We start from the raw sequence: 21,434 nt of genomic DNA on the forward strand, positions 1-21,434 counted from the left end.
CTCCTCTAGTTATATTTGCAATCTATATCCATCAACTCTAAAGAGGGAGGATCGGGTGATATAGGGTGTATCCGGTAACAGGATTATATTGTAAACAGACTCCGCCATTCTATAAATACCCATTCCTGAAAAAACAGAATCTTCACTAAGGCAAGCAAAGCCAGATGGGCCGGATAGAATGACCACCAAATCCAGCGCGGCAGCCGTTTGTTCTCCAGAAGCCTCCAGAAACCAGGGGCCGTTACTATGAGAATGGTAGGCACGACGCTGAACATTTGCACCCGCCAGCCATAATAGAACAGATACACGCCATTCAACACGAAATGGGCCAGAATCAGCCAGTAGGAACGGGCATAACGGAAGATCAGCACCAGCAGCAGACCATAGGCGTTATAATCCAGCGGCAGCCGGTCCATGAGAACAAAAGCAAGAATCACTACAGGAATGCCGTACCAGAGGTTTGGCAGCTTATCCAGAATAAACAACACTGCCGCAGACAGCAGCAAGGTAAATACGACATTCCACCCGCCCGGATCAAGCGCCAGATTATAGGGAATCTGAGCGAACAGCGCAATCCACAGCAGCCGGCGCAAATAACGGGGTCTTGATGATGTATGTATATGCCCTTGCACCAGCGCGTAGCAGTATATTGGAAAAGCAATTCTCCCCACATATCTCCAGGCCATCTCCCCCGGAAAAAAAATGTAGCCGATATGATCAATCAGCATGGTCACCATCGCGAGAATCTGCATCTGAAGCCTCCAGTTAAATGATTAAGGGATAACTATGACTTCGTCGATGAAATGATCATGGAACTGTCCTCTTTCCAACCGTGTACTGAGAACATTATAGCAGAGGTGTAAGCTTTTTACTAAGAAAGTACTTCCAATTTTAACTACCCGATAAAAAAAAGAACCCTCCCTTGGAATACCAGGAACGGTTCCCTTATTCTTTTCTTTCTATCAAGTCTGCCCGCTTCGCTTATGAGGTCTTCGATTTATTGTAAATATCAAAGCCCACTGCCAGCAGCAGCACCAGGCCTTTAATGCCCTGCTGCCAATCGACGCCGAGGCCGATGAGTGACATACCGTTGTTCATAACGCCCATGACCAGGCCGCCGATAATGGCGCCCACCACTGTTCCTATCCCGCCTGAAGCAGATGCTCCTCCGATGAAGCAGGCCGCGATGGCGTCCAGCTCGAAGTTGGTGCCGGCTTTTGGTGTCGCCGAATTCAGACGTGCTGCAAACACCAGACCGGACAGGGCTGCAAGCACGCCCATATTGACGAATACCCAGAAGGTGACACGTTTGGTTTTGACACCGGAGAGACTGGCTGCCTTCTCATTGCCACCAAGAGCATAGATATGCCGTCCCATCGTCATATGATTCATAACGAAGGAATAGATGACGATCAACACCATCAAGATCACCAGAATGTTCGGAATCCCGTTATATTGGGCAATGACATAGGAGAACAGGTTAATGACAATCACAAGCGCTGCAGCCTTGGCAACGGACAGCCAGACAGAGGTTTGCTCAAAGCCGTATTTTATAGAGACTTTCCGGTTCCGGAACTCCTGGTACACGACCAGCACGGAAAGTACAACGCCCACAACTAGTGTCAGGACATTCAGCGAGCTGCCGCCAAAGAAATCCGGGATGAACCCCGAGCTGATCTTTTGAAACGTTTTGGGGAAAGGCGCAATGGACTGGCCATTCAGCACAATCATCGTCAGCCCCCTGAACAGCAGCATCCCCGCCAGTGTTACGATAAACGCAGGAATTTTGATATAGGCGACCCAGAAGCCCTGCCAGGCTCCAACCAGTGCCCCCATCAGCAATGAAAGAATAACCGCCAGCACCGGGTTCAAATGCATATCCACCATCATAATCGCTGACAGTGCCCCGATAAAAGCGGCTACGGAGCCTACTGAAAGGTCGATATGTCCAGTGATGATCACAAGCACCATCCCGATTGCCAGCACCAGAATATAGCTGTTCTGCAGGATCAGATTGGTTACATTAAGCGGCTTGAGCAGAATACCGTCTGTAAGAATTTGAAAGAAAATCGAGATAAAGATCAAAGCAATGATCATGCCGTATTGGCGGATATTCTTTTTAAAAATTTCACTAATCGCTCCCATGACGTGCTACCCCCTGCTTCGTGTCATATATTTCATCAGCAGCTCTTGTGATGCATCCTGCCGTTCTACCTCGCCGCTGATGCGGCCTTCGCACATGGTATAAATCCGGTCACACATCCCGATAATCTCCGGCAGCTCAGACGAGATGACCAGCACCCCTTTGCCCTCTGCCGCCAGCCCATTAATGATGGAGTAAATTTCATATTTGGCTCCCACATCGATTCCACGTGTAGGCTCATCAAGAATGAGGATATCCGGCTGGGCGTAGATCCATTTACTGAGGACAACCTTTTGCTGATTGCCTCCGCTGAGATTCACCGTTTTCTGTAAAATGCTTGGCGTCTTGATGTTCAGCTTCCTGCGGTATTCCTCAGCGACCAGCACTTCCTCGTTCTCATTAATGACACCCCGGCGGGACAGTTTCTTCAAGCTGCTAAGCGAAATATTCCGTTTGATGTCGTCGATCAAAATCAATCCATAATGCTTACGGTCTTCCGTTACATAGGCCAATCCGCTATCGATCGCTTTGTTGATATCGTTCAGATGAACCTCTTTGCCATGCATGAATAGCTGGCCGCTGATCCGTCTGCCATACGATTTGCCGAACACACTCATTGCCAGCTCCGTCCGCCCCGCTCCCATGAGTCCGGCTATGCCTACCACTTCCCCGCGCCGGATATGGAGGTTGATCTTGTCAAGCATTTTGCGGCCCGCCTGAGTCGGATGGTAGACTTCCCAATCGCGGATTTCGAAAATGGTCTCACCCAGGTCCGGCGTCCGCTCCGGATAACGGTTGGTCAGATCACGACCCACCATGCCTTTAATAATGACGTCCTCGGTAACCTCATCCTGCTTCATATCCAAAGTGCGGATCGTCTGCCCATCCCGTAGAATGGTCACAGAGTCTGCCACCTTCTCAATTTCATTCAGTTTGTGGGATATGATAATTGAAGCAATCCCGCGCTTTTTCAGTTCCAGAATCAGTGTGAGCAGGTTTTCACTGTCATCTTCATTCAGTGCTGCTGTCGGTTCGTCGAGTATGAGCAGCTTCACCTCTTTGGACAACGCCTTGGCGATTTCCACAAGCTGCTGCTTGCCTACACCGATCGTCGATACCCGGGTGAACGGCGACTCGCTGAGACCAACGGTCTGAAGCAGCTCCTTGGTTTTCACTGTCGTTGCATTCCAGTTAATCACCCCGCGACTTGCCTGCTCATTGCCGAGAAAAATGTTCTCCGAGATGGACAGATACGGAATCAGAGCCAGCTCCTGATGAATAATGACAATCCCCAGGCTTTCACTATCCTTTATATCCTTGAATTGGGAGACCTGTCCTTGAAATAAAATATCCCCTTCATACGTTCCATGCGGATAGACTCCACTCAGTACCTTCATCAGGGTGGATTTCCCGGCCCCGTTCTCTCCACAGAGCGCGTGAATCTCTCCGGCTTTGACCTTCAGGTTCACGTTGGACAGTGCCTTGACACCGGGAAAGGTTTTGGTAATGCCCTTCATTTCCAGAATAATTTCGTTCATTGCCTCTCACCCAGCTTTCCATTAAGACTGTGGCAGCGGTTGTTGCGGCTGGCAGCCTCTTTAAGAACTGCCGCCGCATTCCCCGCTAAAAGCATTCGCAACCGGTTATTTGCCGAGCTGTTCTTTGGTATAGTAGCCGCCGTCGACCAGCACTTTATCTACATTGGAAGCATCTACAGATACAGGCTCCAACAGATAGGACGGTACAATTTTGACTCCATTATTATAAGTGGTGGTATCATTGACTTCCGCTTCCGTGCCGTTCAGTACACTTTCCGTCATCTCTACCGCTTTTTTGGCCAGCTCGCGGGTATCCTTGAATACTGTCTGTGTCTGCTCTCCGGCCAGAATCGACTTAACGGAGGCAAGCTCGGCGTCCTGCCCGGTAACAACCGGAAGCTTCTTGTCGCCCGAACCGTAGCCCACGCCTTTCAGTGAGGAAAGAATGCCAATGCTGATGCCATCGTAAGGGGACAGGACAGCATCCAGGTTATCGCTGGCATAATTAGCACTCAGGAGATTATCCATCCGGGCTTGAGCAGCTGCCCCATCCCAGCGCAATGTAGCTACCTGATCCATTGTAATCTGCTTACTGCGGACAACCAGCTTGCCGGAATCAATGTAAGGCTTCAGGATCGACATGGCTCCGTCAAAGAAAAAGTAGGCGTTGTTATCATCCGGTGAACCGCCGAAAAGTTCAATGTTAAACGGTCCCTTGCCTTCTTTCAGGCCCAGCTTCTCTTCAATGTAAGAGCCCTGCAGCACACCGACTTTGAAATTGTCGAAGGTAGCATAATAGTCCACAAATTCGCTTTTCTTGATCAGACGGTCATAGGCAATGATCTTCACGTTAGCATCATGCGCTTTTTGCAGGACATCCGTCAGGGCTTCACCGTCAATCGAAGCAATAACAATGGCCTTCACGCCTTTGGTAATCATATTCTCGATTTGAGATACCTGGTTCTCAACAACATCCTCCGCGTACTGCAGATCCGTACCGTAACCCAGACTCTTAAATTCTTTTACCATGTTATTGCCATCGTTCACCCAGCGCTCAGAGGACTTCGTCGGCATCGCGATGCCCACCTTACCCTTCGTTCCTTCCGAACTGCCGCCGGAGCTGTTCCCTCCGTTATTGCCGCAAGCGGATAAAACCAGTACAAGTGCCAATGCCAGCATGAGTAATGAATACTTTTTCATATCTGCGCTACCCCCTGAACTATTCTGTTGTCCCGGGCAGTCTGCCCGTCTGACAAGTTGAGTATAGCAAGGGGAACAGGGGTCCGTATTTACACTCAGGCTACTGTTTTTATAAAATCAGAACTTTTGTCAGCGTTTTCAAAAATGATATTTATGTTGAACTTTTGATTTATTTAATCGGCCTTGGTCGTGACTGCGGTGAATGTTTGGGCTTCCGGCCGCTGTTATGTTTGGATTTCCTGATTTAAACCGTTGTCTACGGGTGAAATCCAAACATAAAGGCGGACGCTACCGCTCCTCCAGCTCCAAACTTCACCTCCGCCACTTCTGACCTTTGGTAGGTCTTTCGTTCATCTTAAATGAAATGAGAATAAATAAACCACATGCGGGATTAGCCGCATGTGGTTCCTTTTTACAGTATATGAGTTTAGTCTTGCTCTCCTTCGCGGCCTGCACGCTCTCCATCTCCGGGCAGCACACCTTTGCGGAACTGCAGAGGGGATACACCTGTATGCTTCTTAAAGGCGGTGCTGAAATAATGCTGGGTTTCGTAACCCGTGCGTTCCGCCACTTCGCCTATGCTTAGTTCTGTTGAGTGCAGCATCTGCGCCGCTTTACGGATACGGATTTGGGTCAGATACGTTCCGAAGGATTCACCCAGCTCCTGCTTGAACAGCCGGCTGAGATAGACCGGTGAGGCTTGAAGGCTGCCGGCTATGAATTCCAGAGTAAGACCGTATTCGCTAAAGTGCTCCAGCATGTACTGCCTGGCTCTGCGGACCAGGGGCGACAAAGGCTGTTCTTTGGAGAGGCTCACTCTGCATTTGCGGTAGGCGGCTGTCAGACCTGTGGGATCTCCCTCAACAGGCTCGATGCCAACCTCAACGGCAATCTTGAGAAGGCTTCGCACTACGGCTTCAACCCCGGCCAGCACCGCTTCTCCTGCCGCATCCCACAGCAGAAGAATGATCTGACCTGCAGCATCCCGGAAGATCACCTTTATAGAGTTCTGAAGCAGCTCTGAAACAATGTTCTCTATTGCAAAAAGAAACAGCTGCCGTTCTTTCTCCTGTAGTCCGGAATTCTGCGCTTCCCATCTCCAGCGGATAATGGCTACTATTTCTGGACGCTCTTGTGGCAGCTGCAAGAAGTGCAGCTGCTCCCGGATCTCACCCTGGCTCAGATTCCCCTCCAGCCATTCCTGGCAGAAGCGTTCTCTCAGCAGCGGGAAATTCTTAATGATCTGCCGGGAGGCCTGCTGGAGATGCTGGTTCTTTTGCTTCTCCGAGACCAGCAGATCCCTGACCCCGCGAAGCACCTGCATCAATTGCCTGGGCTCGGCAGGCTTAAGAATATAGTCATGCACCTGCAGACGGATTGATTCCTGGGCGTAGGAAAATTCATCATGGCCGGTTATAACGATGATTTTACATTCAGGTAGCTGCTCCCGAAGCTGCTTCATCAGTTCAATGCCATGCATGATCGGCATATTCAAATCTACTAATGCAATATGCACTTTATGCTGGACGGCCAAATCCAAGGCTTCTTCACCGTCTTCCGCTTCCGCAACGACCTGCAGTCCGAGGCCTTCCCAATCCACACATTTTCTAATCCCTTCACGGATGATCGCTTCATCATCGGCAATCATAACTTTCCAGGTATCCATTGCGATGCAGCTCCTTCTCCTTCAAATTCAATCCACAGGATAGCTGTCATGGACAACCGGATGACGCACAGTCACTACCGTTCCCACCCCGCGTTCACTTTCAATTTGCAGCCCATACGGTTCTCCATAAGTGAGCCGGATTCGGGCCTGCACATTCAGAATGCCATAGCCGCTGCCCGCACTGTCCGGCAGCGGCTGCTCGATGTCCCCCGTATCTCCGGCATTGCTGCCAACAGCCGCAAGACGCTTCTGCAGCATGGCAAGCCGCTCCGGTGTCATCCCTGCCCCATCATCGCGGACCGTCAGGTACAGCTCACCTGCTTGCTGTGCCACCTCTATGGAAATATGGCCGGGACCGCGCCGCTCCTTGATGCCGTGATAGATCGCGTTCTCCACAATAGGCTGCAGAAGCAGCTTAAGCACGTACAGCTCATCAAGCTGCGGTTCCACTTCAATGCGGTAAGCCAGCTTGCTGCTGTAACGCACCTGTTGAATCTTCAGATAGCTCACCATATGCTCCAGCTCGTCGGACAGTGGAACCAGATCACTGCCTTTGCTGAGACCCAGCCGGAACAGCTTGGATAAGGATTGAACCACTTCGGCTATATCGTCCGCCCCTTTGTTGCGGGCCATCCAGTGGATTGTATCCAATGTGTTATAGAGAAAATGCGGCTTGATATGCGCCTGCAGGCTGCGCAGCTCCGCTTCCCGCTTCTGCCGAGCCTGCAGCTCAGTAAGCGAGAGCAGCCGGGCAATCTGCGCCAGCATGGAGTTGAAGCTGCGGCCCAGCAGCCCAATTTCGTCGGATCGGTTGCCCCAATATCGGATCGTCAGATCACCGGACTGCGCCTTGCTCATAAAGGAGGCCAGTTGTCCGATTGGACGAGAAATGGAATGCGCCAGATAGAATGAGGCAGTCATCCCAAGCATACAGACAATAAAAACAAAGGTGACCACATTAAACGTAATCTCCCGTACCCCAAACGCCGATTCCTCCATCGGGAACACACCCACCGTTGTCCACCCCGTAAAGGATGAGGTCCGGTAAATGAGCTGCAAATGGCGGCCAGCCGCGGTCTCTGAGGTAATGCCCGAGGTTTCGGTGAGTAACCCTTTCGGGATATTTTTCATAAAAGGATGTTGTGGCGCATAGATCATCTCCCCGCTGCTGTCGACGATAGTAAGATAACCCGTTTTGCCCAGCGTGACATCTCTGGCCGTTTCGGCGATAACCCTCAGCTTCAGATCAATTAGTACTACTCCCTGAACCACCTGTGTCTCGGGGTCAACGATAGCTCTTACAGCAGACACCATCTCGCTCTCCTTATAGTCAACATGCGACCTTACAGCACGGCCATAAGGGTGTCCGATGATTTTGAAAATCCCTTTATTGTTTTCCGCTTCTTTGTACCAGGCCTCGCTCTTCACAGCTGTGCCCGGACGGGTGTACATCTCATTGCTGATAAATTCGCCTTCTCGATTAACCAGCATAATACCAGCAATCTCGGAACTAAGGGTGGTAAAACCCTGAAGAAACTTGCGGATGTTATATTCCGCGGGCTCCCGGCCATCAGCCCATCTCATAGCTTGCGCCGGATCGTTCATTGAACCGTTTAGAAAGGCCTGCACACCGGGGTCAAAAGAAATCAGGTAGGTGATCTTCTGGAGATCTTCCACCTCATTTTCCAGTGAGGAATTGACCTTCCCGATGAGCTGCATCGTATTCTCATTGCTTTGCTCCTCCACAATCCGGTCGACCGTCCAGCCGATAAGCAGCCCCAGTCCGATGGAGGGAAGAATGCTGATCAGGAGAAAATGAATGATCAGCTTATAGCGGATCGGGAGGTTGTTCAGCTTCAGCTTTTCCATATTCAGGACACGCTTAAGCATCGGCAACTCCTCCCCTGCGGCTGATTACTTGGCATAGTAATTCTCCACATTGGCCCGGGTCACCACATCAATCCCGGTATCCACCTTATCCGGTACGGGCCTCGGTTTGCTTCCCTCGTAAGCATTCGGATTTTCCTGCAAATCACTGTGTAAATGGAACAGCTCTGTCAGCGACCAATAACCCATGTTCCAGGTTCCTTGCGCCATCGTCGCGGCAATCCTGCCTTCTTTTACAAGATCGAGCGTCAGTTTATCCGTATCGAAGCTGATAATTTGCAAAATGGAATGATCTCCCTGCTGCGCCTGCACGGCTTCGGCCACGCCAATTCCGCCGTTCGACTCCGTGGCGAATATTCCCTTAAGCTTCGGATACTGAAGCAACAGCTGCTCAGCCGCTTGCCTTGAAGCTATCTGATCACCATGGCCGTCCTTGACCGAAACCAGTTTCATCTCCGGAAACTCACTGCGGATCGTACGGCTGAATCCATCGGTTCGTTCCTGGTGATTGTGCTGATCAGGTGTTGTAATAACCGCCACTTCGCCTTTCCCCCCGGTAAGCTCAGCCATTTTGCGGGCAGCTTCAACGCCGGCGTTGTAATTATCCGTTCCGAGAAAAGAATACGCTTTGCTGTTAGGTGCCCCCGAGTCAAACAGCACCACCGGAATTCCGCTCTCCACCGCTTTGTTAATCGTAGCCGTCAGAAGTTTAGAATTCACCGCCGATATGGCAATTCCCGCTGGCTTTTTGGCAATCGTCTGCTCCAGCACTGTCATCTGCTCACTGGCATTATGCTGGGTTGAGCCATGATATTCTACGGAAACATTCAGCTCCTCTGCCGCATCCTCAAAGCCTTTCAATACACTTTTCCAGTAATCGATGCCAATCTGGAACGTAACCATTACGTACTTATCTTCGATATTACCGCGCAGGCCGGCGGTTTCCCACGGGTCCTCCGGGCCAGGCTGCAGCTTGTAATTCAGCACATAAATCAGGAAAAGGCCAATCAGAAGCACATAGACAAGCCCCAGCTTTTTCAAAATGTAACCCCTTTCAATATTTAAAATAACACCAATTGCGGTTTAGTCGCTTCCACCCTCATATGTTAAGTCCAACATGCTGATTCCGTCAATTGATGTACCAGAAATCCCCTTTCCCAGACAACAGAATACACAAAAGAACCCCGCGATAACAGCGGAGTTCTCGTCTTTAAGAGCATTATTTCCCTGGAACATTTCTTCTATTCAGAACATCAAATCCTCTGCATACCCTTTTCCTTCCAACAGATCATACTCCACCATACGATAGTCGTCCAGTAACGACTGCTGCACAGATGTCACGGTGGTTATCCCGTCCGAAGCGCCGATCAGCACGCTTTTGCTTAGACCGGTTAGCTGTGCCTGTACCTGTTCCAGCATTTTATAGAACGGCGGCAATGATTGTCCTGACAAGTTGAACACAGTGGGTCCAAGGTAGGCAGGGCTCAGCGTTCCCAGAGGCTTCTGGCCGATATCAAAATTGGCAAGGATCATCAGCTTGGTTTCATGCTTCAGCCGCGGTTCCTGATCCCAGCCCGCATCCGTATAGATTCCAGCCGACAGCGCCGGAAGATGATCCCCCCAGAACACAGCAATGGTCGGCCGTTCAATCGTCTTCAGCTCCTGCTGCAAATAAGATAATGCCTCATCGGTCAGCCGGGTATCCTGAACATACGTTTCCAGCTCATCTTTCCAGGAAGCCTTAGCACCTTGCACAGTAATGGTATTCGGACCGTTCAGACCTTTGGTAAATGGAAAGTGATTCTGCATGGTCACCATATGCAAAAAGGTTGGAGCATCTGCAGCCTTCAGTTCACGGATAGCCTCCTGCACAGCTGCTTTGTCAGAAATATAGCCGTCCGGAGTTATCCGCTCTGCAAGCGGTAAATCCTTCTCACTCGTAAAGCGGTCAAACCCGAGTACAGGGTACACCCGGTTCCGGTTGTAAAATGTCTCATCAAACGGATGCAATGCCAGTGTCTGATAACCTCTGTCCTTCAGGATGCTGACGATGGAGGGCAACGAGGACATTTTGACTATACGCTGCTGGTAAGGAATCGACCCGTCCCCCAGAAAATACATCGACATCCCCGTCAGCGCTTCAAATTCCACATTCGCTGTATTGCCGCCGAACTCAGGAGAGAGCAGATATCCTGCCGGGGTCACGCTCTCCTCCTGATGAATGAATGGCAGCGGATCTTCGCTTAACTTAAGACTTGGCAACCGGGTGGGATCAAAAAACGCCTCATCCATCATGAACATGATGTTCGGCTGCTCCACAACAGTTTGCGCAGCGGTCGTATCCGGCAAGGAGCCGTATTTTGCAGCAATGGCTTCTATCGTCCCGCGGCTATAGCCTTCCGGTTCCTCCAGCAGATTCTGCCGGAGATTTCCTGTGAATGCGAACACAAAGCCATTTTGGGAGTAATTCACCTTCTGGTTCCAGAAAATATTCTGGTAATTCAGCGAGGAAGCAAACGTAGTTTGCCCGCTAACCATCACTATAAAGCCGGCAACCATACCCGCTGACACCGCAGTGAGCAGCAAACGCAGCGGCAACTGAACTTTGATCTTGGGAAGCTTAAACAGCAGCCACACCCCTGCAGCGATCACCAGAAGTGCAAGTCCTGCCGCAAAAGGTGAAATCATGCCTTTGGTGATCTTACTCATTTCTCCGGCGTTCTTCATCAGCATCAAATCCCAAGGGAATAGAGGCTCCCCTGTCGTCCCTTGCTTCTTGTAATTGGCGATGCCCAGCAGAAGAATCAAGAGTGATCCAACTACCGGGCCTATATATAGATTGGGCAATATCAACGAAAAAGCCATCAGGACAAAGAAAAAGAACAAGCTTCCGCCTACATACAGCCAATAGGACTTCCCGATCCAATGGAGCACACTCCAGAAATCCATATCCAGCGAAGCCGCTTGAACAAAAAAGTTCAGTACAAAACCGCCCAGCAGTAAGCTAAGCAGCAGAACACCCAATTTTTTGGAAGGTAGAACATAACGCATCATTTTCACTCCTATCTGTACTAAACGTACAGTATACGCCTCTTAGCTTAAAGGAGCATTAAAGCATATTCACAAAATTAAATCTATGTAAATTAATTGTTAATTTCCGCAGGAAAAGCCGCCACGACATTCGTGCGTCGTGACGGCTTACCCAAGTCCATATTTTTGGGTTCTATATAATTTTCCACCTACAAACAAACCGGCCTTCGGCTTCCAACAACAGCATTTCAGCTGTTGTTGAGTACTAATTATTTTACATAAATCCGGCTGGTTTCTTCCCAATATTCGCCCGGCTCCAGGCCAAACAAACCGATATCATCTGCAGGAAGATCCACCTTTGGAGCATTAACCAGATTAATCTGCGGCTCCGGACAGAAGAACCCTTCGGTTGCACCATTGTTCCAGATCATCCATTGCTTATAGGAAGTACCCACATCGTATACGAGTGTGACTCCAGCCTTGCTGTCCGTAAGCTCCATACGGTTGCGTCCATTCTGTGCGGCTGCGGTGTAATGATTGTCCATTGGTGCGTAGAAAGGATACAAGCCCTCGTCGCGAAGAGCAATCTCATCTGAGGTCAATTCCTGGAAGGATCCGGTCGGCAGCATGCGGTTGCTAAGCTCCCAGCGGTTCCCGATGGTCAGCTTCACGCGGTAATCGTGAGGGGTGCTTCCCGGTGCAAAAGGTGCGTTAATCGCGGTGTGGAAGGCTAGCAGACAGGGCATAAGTTCCTCACCATCATTATGCACCAGGAGTTGCTGGGACAGGCCGGCTTCGCCAAGGCTATAGCGCAGTTTGACCGTATATTTGAACGGGAGGTATTGATAGGATGGATGATTCTCATCGACCTTAATGAATACCGTGACGAAGCTCTCATTCATACCGCTGCCGAATTCTTCTACCTGCCAAGCCGCTGTATGCAGGAACCCGTGCAGATGGTTGTGAGTAGTTGCTTCATTTACCGGGAGATGATAGGTTTGTCCGTTCCACGGAAACTCCCCGTCCTCATAACGGTTCGGCGGAAACAGTACTGGGATACCGTGAATTCCCGGGTTCGCCTTGAACGCTTCCATCTCATCCGCACCTGGTTCATGGAGGAAACGGTAACCGTTTTCGGTATCGCGGAAGCAGATCAGATTGCCGCCAATACCCGGCAGAATGGCTGCCTCATACCGGCCTGCTTTTAGCCAGACTGCAGCCTCTCCTTCATATAGTCCTTCGTAAGCTGTAATTGTCATTGTGTGTTTCTCCCTTCCATAATCTCAAAATGACGCTCTCCTAGATAGATTACCACATCTGCCCAGGAGGGAATATGTCATTTTTACAACTGTTCCACTTCCACGCTCATCACATGCTCAATTTTCTTCACGTCATAATAGATTTCCGTTGAGTATTCACGGTCTGGAGCAGAAATGAGCATATCGATCATTTGTCTTCCGTCATCCAGATCCTTGATTTTCATTCGCCGGATCGTCCTGCCGTTCTTCTTCGTCTTCCGGGATTCGACCGCATGACGTTCTTCAATTTTCTGGATCACATCTGTCAGCACATAATTAGGCTCCATGATGATTTTGACAGAGATTTCGTGCTTGTTCAGCACCTCAGGCCCAATAACCTTGATTAGATGCGGTACAGCATTGACAGCGAACATCAGCAGTACGACTGCATACCCGGCTTCCACATAAAAGCCTGCTCCGACCGCGATTCCGATCCCGGACGCCGTCCAGATCAGCGCTGCGGAGGTGAGGCCTGAAATCGCATCTCCGCCCCGCCGGAGAATTACGCCTGCTCCGAGAAACCCGATCCCGCTGACAATCTGTGCCGCAAGACGCATCGGGTCCATGTTGGGATGCTCTGTTCCGCCAAATTTGTCGTAAGCATGAATGGAGACGAGTGTCACCAGACAGCTTGCGATACTGATGACCATACTGGTCCGGATCCCCAGCGGTTTCTGTTTTAATTGCCGGTCAATCCCGATGAACAGCCCGAACAGCATGGCCACAAGCAGTTTGATAATCGATTCCATGTGCAGATTAAGATCCATATTCATAAGTGCCCTCTCTTCTAAGACGATAAAAATAGTATACCTAAGCAGCAACGCCTGCGCCATCTTTAATACAGGCGTCCAAATATTTTACTGAATAGCCGCCTATGCGACCCGTCATTAAAACACGAAGAAACGGTATCGCTGTACTCTGCTATACTTACAGCCTGCAGGGCTGTACAAGTGCAGAAGACAGAACCCGTTTCTCCAGACAACTGCTTCATTAAAGGTATGCTTGCTTATTATCGGTTAGAAGAGGTTACCCGTGCAGCAGTGATTCGGCACCATCACAAAAGATTTCTGTACCGGTAATGTGATCGGAATCATCTGAAGCCAGAAACAGCGCCAGTTTAGCCACCTGATCCGGACGCCCTGGCCCTTTTTCCAGTGGCTCTCCGCCGTCCGGGAATTCCACAGCGATCTGCACTTCCTTCAGGTCTTCGGATGGATACGTGTTGTCGTCAATATTCGTAGTGATTGCACCCGGGCATATCGCATTGACACGTATTTTGTACTGCGCGAGCTCCAGCGCAGCCATCTTCATAAAAGCCACTTGACCCGCCTTGGTAGTACTGTAAGCTGAGAAGCCGATATTTGAAAAGACACGGTTGCCGTTAATGGAACTGTTGATCAATATGCTGCCGCCATTCTTTTTCAAGTAAGGAATCGCATATTTGACAGTGGCAAAGGTACCCCGAAGGTTAATGTTCATAGTCTGGTCCCAAGATGCGATGTCCATGGTTTCAATCGGTGTCATCGCTCCATTAATACCGGCGTTGGCGAAGACAATATCGAGTCTGCCCCATTTGGCTGCGGCCTGCTTCACCGCCTCTTCCACCTGCTGCGGTTCAGCAATGTCACATTCAATGACTACGGCTTCTCCGCCTTCTCCCTCCACCTGCCGGCGCACCTTTTCGGCATGCTCGACCGTACGGTCAAGCATCACAATTTTCGCCCCGTTCCGGGCAAACTCCAGCACGGACGCCCGCCCGATGCCAGATCCGCCCCCGCTGACAATGGCTACCTTGCCTTGAAGCTTTTGTTCTGCCATACCTGATGTCCCTCCCTAAGTAATTACGCATTCTAGTTAAGTTGTTTCCCTAACTTATACCTCGCATACCCGGGAGTGAATCGGCAAAAGGCTGGGCTGCCCGTTGCATTTCACTTCAGCACACCCTTTCCCCATCACATGCTTAGCCCTTGAGACCACTTGTGCTGATGCCATCCACAATCTGCTTCTGGAAAATGAAGAAGATCAGCATAACCGGTGTGAGACTCAGTACGGACATGGCGAACATCGGGCCCCAGTTGGATACGGACTCACTGTCCAGGAACATTTTGAGGCCCATGGACACTGTGTACTTGGAAGGTGAATTCAGGTAGAGCACAGGCCCCAGCAGATCCTCCCAGCGCCAGTAGAAGGAGAAGATCGCTGCTGTTGCCATCGATGGTCGGATCAGCGGCAGGATGATTTTGTAATAAAGTCTGAACTTGCCGCAGCCGTCAATTGTCGCTGCTTCATCCAGCTCTGCGGGAATTGTGCGGATGAACTGCAGCATCAGGAAGATGAAGAATGGAACCCCGAAGAACTGTGGAATTACGATCGGCCGGATGCTGTCCAGCCAATTCAGCTTGGTATAAATAATATATTGCGGAACCAGCACCACGTCAGCCGGCAGCATCAGGGTCATCATCATGATCCCGAACCAAAGGCCATGTCCGGCAAATTTGTTGCGGGCGAAGCCGAACGCTACCAGTGACGAAGAGAATACGGCACCAATTGTGGCGACGATAACAATCACAAAAGAGTTCTTGATGAACACTCCAAAGGAGTAACCGGCTACGCCTTCCCAGCCTTTGGCGTAATTGCCCCATTCCCAGGGATGCGGCAGCAGGGTCTGTGCGGTAACAAATACCAGACGGCTTTCCTTAAAGGAGCTCAGGACCATCCACAGAATCGGGTACAGCATGATAATAGCGAGTCCGCCGATCAGAATGTGGTAGATTGGCCATTTGATTTTATTTTTCACCATGGCTCACTTTCCCCCTCCCGATTCATAGAAGACCCATGATTTGGATGTTTTGAACAGAATGCCTGTCATAATACCTACCAGCAGCAGCATCACCCAAGCCATAGCCGAGGCATACCCCATGTTGTTGAACATGAAGGCCTGGCGGAACAAATACAGGGAATAGAGCATCGTACCGTCCATTGGGCCGCCCTCGCCTTTGGAGATGATATAAGCAGGCACAAAGGTCATGAATGCACTGATGGTCTGCATAACCATATTGAACAAGATAACTGAACTTAGCAGCGGCAGAGTGATTTTGAAGAATTTACGGAAAAAGCTTGCCCCGTCCACACTCGCTGCTTCATACATCTCACCTGAGATATTCTTTAGACCGGCAAGGAAAATCAGCATCGATGAACCGAACTGCCAGACCGATAACGTTATCAGCATGAATAGTGCGGCATTGGGATTGCCGAACCAGCTGACAGGTCCCAGGCCGAAGAAGCCAAGCATGCCGTTGATAATTCCGGTGTCACTAAAAATATTGCGCCACATGATGGAGACTGCCACACTGCCCCCGATGATGGAAGGCAGATAATACACTGTACGGTAAGCGCCCACCATCCGGGACTTGGTATTCAGAATCATCGCTACGAACAAGGCGAAGCCCAGCCGGAGCGGTACACCAACGAACACATACAGCAGCGTAACCTTAAGGGAATGCAGGTATTTGGGATCGCCGGTGAACATTTTAGTATAATTGTCAAATCCGATCCAGCGCGGCGGGGCGAAGAGATTATACTTGGTAAAAGACAGATACAGGGATATAGCCATCGGCACCAGTGTAAAGCACAGGAACCCGATGATGAATGGACTGATAAAGGCATAACCCGTCAAATTCTTGCGCAACCGGTGGCCCAGCGGTTTCTTCGTTCTATAGGCCCGCGGACTTGAGGTAAGGGGATTGCTTAAGCCCAACGTTCTCCAACTCCTATCTAGTTAGAATTCACAGTATGGTATCTACCGTTTTAGCGGTTCGCCAGAATCTCGCTGGCTTCTTTGCGGAACTGTGCTGCAGCAGCATCCGGTTTGATCTGGCCAAAGTTCATTTGCTCTGCAAGGTCGGTCAGCAAGGCAACCACTTCAGGCGAACCTACAGGAGGACTCATTGGTGAAGTTTTAGGCTCCATATCTGCTACGAACTTGAACACCTGTTTACCGGAATCTGTTAATTCCGTAGCGAGGGATTCCTTAATTTTGCTCGAAATCGGTACGCCGCGTTCACCTTTGATCAGCTTGTTTGCCTCAGCATTGTTGGTCCAGAAATCGATAAACTTGGCTGCTTCCTCCTTGGACTTGGAGTTCGCTGTAACTGACCAGTACATGCTTGGCTGCATATACAGGCCTTTTTCCATATCCGGACCCGGCATTGGGGCCAGCTCCATTGGACGGTTCACTGCGATTTGCAGGGCCACATACTGGTTCGACCACTGCCACATGCCGATTCCGGTTCCTTTAACGATGTCCGATTCTTCGATAACGCCTTTGTTCTGGCTCAGTTTGTCTTGTGACGGCACTGCACCTTTGGCAATGAGATCGGAAGTCATCCCGAAAAAGTCTCTGAACAGTGCATCATCATCGTAGCCCAGTGCGGAGCCGTCTGTGTTGTAGAGTGACAGGCCCTTTGTGCGCAGATAGTAGTTGAAGAAAATATCCGCAGCCATGGAGGAATCCATGAAAAGTCCGGCGTCTTTGGCTTTCATGGCAATCTCCTTGTACTGATCCCAGGTCCAGTTCTCAGGAATCGCGTCTACACCGGCTTTCTTCAGTAATGCAGGGTCGTATTGGAATCCAAGCACGTTAACTCCCAGTGGAATACCGTATTGTTTGCTATCAATAACTCCGGTAGAGAGTACATTTTCATTCACATCACCCACCTGGATCGTCTTGTTCAGGTAGGGCGTCAAATCCTCCAACTGGCCGTTAGAGCCGTATTGATTAATGTAGGACACGTCCATTTGTACAATATCAGGGAGGCGGTTAGCTGCAGCTTGGGGAGCAAGCTTTTTCCAGTAATCATCAAAAGATGCGTATTCCGGTTCGATCTTCACATTCGGATTCTGGGCTTCATACATATCAATGACCTGCTGGGTATACGAATGGCGCGTATCGCTGCCCCACCAGGCAATCCGCAGCGTTACAGGTTCTGAAGAACTGGCAGCCGTTGCCTTCGCCGGTTGGTTGGTTGCTGCGTCGGCCGCAGCGGAATCCTGAGTGTTGTTATTGTTGCCGCCGCATCCGGCCAGCATGGACAGCAGCATCGGAACAGCCAATAATGCGAATCTCTTTTTCAATTGGATATCTCCCCTTTTCGTAAAGTGAGTAGGAAGTCCAGTTGGACTGGTAACGCTTCCATGACTAAATTTTCTCAAATTCCGCCACTTTCTTGAATACAAAAAACCGTCATCTTTGTTCAATAATCAGGTTCAAGTGTTCTATTCCTTACTGGGGCTTCATAAAATCCGTCGGCGTCTTCCCGGTCACCTTCTTGAACACCTGGCTGAAATATTGGGCATTGCCGCCAAATCCGTACAGCTCTGCCAGCTCAAATACCTTCACATCGCCGCTGCGGATAATATGCTCGGAGGCTTTGCCAATCCGGTAGCTGGTGACATAGTTGGAGAACTTCTCACCGGTTACTTTTTTGAATATTTTCCCGAGGTAGTCGGGATTCATATAGAGCATCTCAGCAGCCACCGAGCCGAGCGACAGCTCCGAGTTCTGATAATCGGCCTCGATGATATGGAGCATTTTATCTACAATCGCAGATTGTCGGGTCACAAAATGACGGTCATACATGGCGGTAAGCCGTTCTGCCGCATTCATGACAAAAGCTTTTAGACTCCCCAGTGTACCGAGTTCCGCCAGCTCTGCCAGCCCGGAAGTAAACCGGCTCCGCTCGTCGGGAATGCATAACCGGATCATCGCCGAGTACAGCTGAAGCACATAGGAACGCGTCACATTCATCTCCAAACGCTGGTCTGCAAGCACGCCGAATAAGCGGCCCAGCTCGTTCACAACAGCATGTTGGTCCCCGGCTTTGATCAGCAGGCAAATCTGTTCCTCTTGCAGATCTATTTCGCCATGGCCGCTGAGCTCATCAGAGGGAATATCACTTCCGGTGATCAGACTGCCTTCTTCAAGATAAAACCGGTGATTCATGCACTGCAGCGTCTGCCGGTACAGACAACGCGACTCACTCATCCGTCCCTTATCACTGACAGCGATCGTTACATGGATTTTGTAAAAGTTAAAAAAGATCTCCTTCACGCTAGCAATCCGTTCCAGCAGATCATGCTGAGGGTCCGCTTCTTCCGGCTGTTCCAGCAGGATCAGCAACTGGGAGCCAATTGTCGTACAGAGAAGCACCTCACTTAGCATATCCTGGGCAATATTTTGCAGGGCGAACAAATGCTCATACTCAACAGACTCCTCCAGCCTGAACAGGATGAGCCGGACACCTTTGCCGCCCAGCTCAATGCCGAACAGCTCCTGATAATAATCCAGGTCGTGACTCCCGTACGTTTTATTGGAAATCCATTCCTTTAGAAACTGTGCTTTGACATGCGGCAGCACCTTGGTGAGGCGATGCTTCATCTCGGTGACGAATTGCTCGCGGCGGCTCTCCTCATTCAGCTCCTGCACAAGCTCGGTCAACGCCTCATGAATCTGCTTCTCATTGCAGGGTTTCAGCAGGTAATGCCTCACTCCATGCTGCATGGCGCTGCAGGCATAATCAAAATCCTTATACCCGGTCAGCATTACAAATTTTATCCCGGGATACTGTACGCTGCAGCGGTCCACAAGCCCAAGCCCATCCAGGCCCGGCATGGAAATATCAGTGATTACAATGTCTGGTTCCAGCTTCCCGATTTGTTCCAGTGCCTCAATGCCGTTGCGTGCCGTCCCCACCAGCTCGGTACCTGCCAGCCCCCAATCCACCACTTGGGAGATCCCTTCCAGAATCAAGCGTTCATCATCCACCAGCAGCAATCTGTACATGTCTGATTTCTCCTCTCCAATACGGAATGTGTACATGAATCGTCGTGCCGGCTCCAGGTATACTCTCTATTTCCGTTCCCCATTCCTGTCCAAAAATAATCTGAATACGCTCTGTGATGTTTGCCAGCCCGATCCCCTCGCCACGAGTCTGAATTCTGCCCTGCTGCAGCTCGCGGATGAATTCCGCTGTCATTCCCGGACCGTTGTCACTGACCCTAAGATCCAGCCCGCTGTCGGTCATAGAGATTGAGATCGAAATAAGGCACGGCTCAATATTCGGCTCCAGCGCATACCGGATCGCATTTTCTACCAGCGGCTGCAGTGTCAGCTTCGGAATCAGCGCATCCAGCAGGTCATCAGGCACATCCAGCCGGAAATCCAGACGCTCCTCAAATCGTGTGCGCTGGATAATAACATAGCTGCGGACGATGTTCAGCTCCTTTTCCAGGGATATTAGCGGGTCTTTCAGTCCGATTGAGCTCCGCAGCAGAAAGCCCAGCGCCTCAACCATTTCAGATATTTGCTTCTGCTTGTTGACCTTCGCCAGCCAATTGATCGATTCCAGCGTATTGTACAAAAAATGCGGGTTAATCTGGGCTTGAAGCGCTTTCAACTCTGTTTCTCTAATCACAAGCTGCTTGGCATAATTCTCATCGATGAGCTCCCGGATCCGGCGGATCATCATTTTGAAGGTGCGGTTCAATTGGCTTACTTCATCCTGCGCAGTCTGCGAGACATAACCTAACGCCTGCTCCTCCAGATTGTCCAGGTCGCCCTTCTCAATCCGCCTCATCTTTTCGGTCAGTTTCGAGATGGGCCGGGCAATGCTTCGTGCCAGCCGGTAACCCAGCAGCAGCCCCAGCAGCAGGATACAGCCGAAGATGACTACAACCAATCTTTTGACAAAGGTGATCTGCCTGAACATTTCATTGAACGGCGTAGCATTAACGTAGGTCCAGTCCATATACGACGAGTTCGTTTTGGCTACAAAATAGGTGCCCTTGCTATAGCTGACGGTCCTGTAGGATTCCTGACGCCGCACCTCCTCAGCCAGTTCCTGCGGCAGCAGGAGTGGATCTCCAGGGTATATGGACTCTCCGGTACCCTTATCCATTACAATGAGCTGGCTTCCATCCTCTGCTGTGCTGGTGCTGTCAGCAATAATCCGCTCGACGCGGATACGGATGACAAGTGTCCCCAAATTGTCTAGCGTAAAGGTGGAACCTGTGTACGATTTGATTTGCCTAACTGCCAAAAGTGAATTTTTACTTCCCTGGGTATACCATACATTACTGCCTGCACCTTCGATGGCGAGCGGTTTGAGCTGGTCCTGCAGAGCTTGTGACAGCCCTTCCCGGTTGCCCGCCGTCATCACACCATCATTCGCATCCAACATCATCATCGAATACACATATTTCTCCGCACCTGCAAAGGCCACAAGCCGGTTGATGATTTTGTTGTGGAGCAGTTGTCTTTGATACGGGGAAGGATTATCCAATAATTGCCGCAGGCAATTCTGGATCTGTTCATCCGAAACGACAGTGAAAGACAGCTGCTCCAGCTCTTTCAGTTCGTTTTCGATGCTGATCGAAGACATGCCCAGCACCTCAGAGGCTTTTTCATAAATTTGATGGTCATAGATACGATACACATACTGCAGGAAGATCAGAGAGAACAAAAACGACAGCAACAGTAAAAACGAAATCAGCATGATCATCTTGCTAAAGATTCCCGAGTTTTTGAAAGCGCTCTTATTTTTGTAAAACATCATGCGTCTCACTCTGCTTTCTCTTTAGATGTAAAACCTATACTTCATTATATATTAATCGAA

General features: G+C 50.2%; 16 protein-coding genes. All 16 read right to left on the reverse strand.

The genetic code is table 11. The features are described from left to right. Nucleotides 1-83 precede the first annotated feature (83 nt). The gene (locus tag A3844_RS02370; protein WP_074088626.1) at nt 84-752 is read right to left on the reverse strand and encodes a TraX family protein; all 669 of its coding nucleotides are present in this window, start codon (nt 750-752) and stop codon (nt 84-86) included. A gap of 229 nt (nt 753-981) precedes the next feature. Continuing rightward, nucleotides 982-2,145 carry a multiple monosaccharide ABC transporter permease gene (gene mmsB, locus A3844_RS02375; protein ID WP_074106491.1) on the reverse strand — a complete coding sequence of 388 codons (1,164 nt, stop codon included), beginning with the start codon at nt 2,143-2,145 and terminating at the stop codon, nt 982-984. A 6-nt stretch (nt 2,146-2,151) separates the two neighbouring features. Beyond that, nucleotides 2,152-3,681: a multiple monosaccharide ABC transporter ATP-binding protein gene (gene mmsA, locus A3844_RS02380; RefSeq protein WP_074088624.1), complete on the reverse strand. Its 1,530-nt coding sequence runs from the start codon at nt 3,679-3,681 to the stop codon at nt 2,152-2,154. 105 nt (nt 3,682-3,786) lie between these two features. Further along, the gene (gene chvE, locus A3844_RS02385) at nt 3,787-4,881 is read right to left on the reverse strand and encodes a multiple monosaccharide ABC transporter substrate-binding protein (RefSeq protein ID WP_074103232.1); all 1,095 of its coding nucleotides are present in this window, start codon (nt 4,879-4,881) and stop codon (nt 3,787-3,789) included. A 427-nt stretch (nt 4,882-5,308) separates the two neighbouring features. Beyond that, nucleotides 5,309-6,547, reverse strand: coding sequence for a response regulator transcription factor (locus A3844_RS02390; RefSeq protein ID WP_074088622.1), 1,239 nt, complete (start codon nt 6,545-6,547; stop codon nt 5,309-5,311). Between the two features lie 27 nt (nt 6,548-6,574). After that, on the reverse strand, nt 6,575-8,437 hold the full coding sequence (locus tag A3844_RS02395) for a cache domain-containing sensor histidine kinase (RefSeq protein WP_074106492.1): 1,863 nt from the start codon (nt 8,435-8,437) through the stop codon (nt 6,575-6,577). A 24-nt stretch (nt 8,438-8,461) separates the two neighbouring features. Beyond that, nucleotides 8,462-9,475 carry a substrate-binding domain-containing protein gene (locus A3844_RS02400; protein WP_074106493.1) on the reverse strand — a complete coding sequence of 338 codons (1,014 nt, stop codon included), beginning with the start codon at nt 9,473-9,475 and terminating at the stop codon, nt 8,462-8,464. Between the two features lie 204 nt (nt 9,476-9,679). Then, on the reverse strand, nt 9,680-11,488 hold the full coding sequence (locus tag A3844_RS02405; protein WP_083606646.1) for an LTA synthase family protein: 1,809 nt from the start codon (nt 11,486-11,488) through the stop codon (nt 9,680-9,682). 245 nt (nt 11,489-11,733) lie between these two features. Further along, nucleotides 11,734-12,723, reverse strand: coding sequence for an aldose 1-epimerase (locus A3844_RS02410; protein ID WP_074106495.1), 990 nt, complete (start codon nt 12,721-12,723; stop codon nt 11,734-11,736). 83 nt (nt 12,724-12,806) lie between these two features. Next, complete coding sequence (locus A3844_RS02415; protein ID WP_074088691.1) at nt 12,807-13,529, reverse strand: MgtC/SapB family protein; 723 nt, start codon at nt 13,527-13,529, stop codon at nt 12,807-12,809. A gap of 259 nt (nt 13,530-13,788) precedes the next feature. Next, entirely contained in the window at nt 13,789-14,580 is a 792-nt protein-coding gene (locus A3844_RS02420; RefSeq protein WP_074103237.1) for an SDR family oxidoreductase, read from the reverse strand. 142 nt (nt 14,581-14,722) lie between these two features. Beyond that, entirely contained in the window at nt 14,723-15,562 is an 840-nt protein-coding gene (locus A3844_RS02425; protein ID WP_074088616.1) for a carbohydrate ABC transporter permease, read from the reverse strand. 3 nt (nt 15,563-15,565) lie between these two features. Next, nucleotides 15,566-16,462: a carbohydrate ABC transporter permease gene (locus A3844_RS02430; protein WP_074088690.1), complete on the reverse strand. Its 897-nt coding sequence runs from the start codon at nt 16,460-16,462 to the stop codon at nt 15,566-15,568. 107 nt (nt 16,463-16,569) lie between these two features. Next, nucleotides 16,570-17,895, reverse strand: coding sequence for an ABC transporter substrate-binding protein (locus A3844_RS02435; RefSeq protein WP_074103238.1), 1,326 nt, complete (start codon nt 17,893-17,895; stop codon nt 16,570-16,572). Between the two features lie 148 nt (nt 17,896-18,043). Continuing rightward, complete coding sequence (locus A3844_RS02440) at nt 18,044-19,603, reverse strand: response regulator (protein WP_074106496.1); 1,560 nt, start codon at nt 19,601-19,603, stop codon at nt 18,044-18,046. Then, on the reverse strand, nt 19,578-21,371 hold the full coding sequence (locus tag A3844_RS02445; RefSeq protein ID WP_083606659.1) for a sensor histidine kinase: 1,794 nt from the start codon (nt 21,369-21,371) through the stop codon (nt 19,578-19,580). Before A3844_RS02445 ends, A3844_RS02440 begins: the two co-directional genes overlap by 26 nt. Between the last annotated feature and the right edge of the window lie 63 nt (nt 21,372-21,434).

This window comes from Paenibacillus helianthi, assembly GCF_001909055.1.
GTDB lineage: Bacteria > Bacillota > Bacilli > Paenibacillales > Paenibacillaceae > Paenibacillus_AQ > Paenibacillus_AQ helianthi.

Bases quoted from the DNA above. Each gene is read 5' to 3' on its own strand.
- A3844_RS02370 (WP_074088626.1), bottom strand. From the start codon at position 752: ATGCAGATTCTCGCGATGGTGACCATGCTGATTGATCATATCGGCTAC.
- mmsB (WP_074106491.1), bottom strand. From the start codon at position 2,145: ATGGGAGCGATTAGTGAAATTTTTAAAAAGAATATCCGCCAATACGGC.
- mmsA (WP_074088624.1), bottom strand. From the start codon at position 3,681: ATGAACGAAATTATTCTGGAAATGAAGGGCATTACCAAAACCTTTCCC.
- chvE (WP_074103232.1), bottom strand. From the start codon at position 4,881: ATGAAAAAGTATTCATTACTCATGCTGGCATTGGCACTTGTACTGGTT.
- A3844_RS02390 (WP_074088622.1), bottom strand. From the start codon at position 6,547: ATGGATACCTGGAAAGTTATGATTGCCGATGATGAAGCGATCATCCGT.
- A3844_RS02395 (WP_074106492.1), bottom strand. From the start codon at position 8,437: ATGCTTAAGCGTGTCCTGAATATGGAAAAGCTGAAGCTGAACAACCTC.
- A3844_RS02405 (WP_083606646.1), bottom strand. From the start codon at position 11,488: ATGATGCGTTATGTTCTACCTTCCAAAAAATTGGGTGTTCTGCTGCTT.
- A3844_RS02410 (WP_074106495.1), bottom strand. From the start codon at position 12,723: ATGACAATTACAGCTTACGAAGGACTATATGAAGGAGAGGCTGCAGTC.
- A3844_RS02415 (WP_074088691.1), bottom strand. From the start codon at position 13,529: ATGGATCTTAATCTGCACATGGAATCGATTATCAAACTGCTTGTGGCC.
- A3844_RS02420 (WP_074103237.1), bottom strand. From the start codon at position 14,580: ATGGCAGAACAAAAGCTTCAAGGCAAGGTAGCCATTGTCAGCGGGGGC.
- A3844_RS02425 (WP_074088616.1), bottom strand. From the start codon at position 15,562: ATGGTGAAAAATAAAATCAAATGGCCAATCTACCACATTCTGATCGGC.
- A3844_RS02440 (WP_074106496.1), bottom strand. From the start codon at position 19,603: ATGTACAGATTGCTGCTGGTGGATGATGAACGCTTGATTCTGGAAGGG.
- A3844_RS02445 (WP_083606659.1), bottom strand. From the start codon at position 21,371: ATGTTTTACAAAAATAAGAGCGCTTTCAAAAACTCGGGAATCTTTAGC.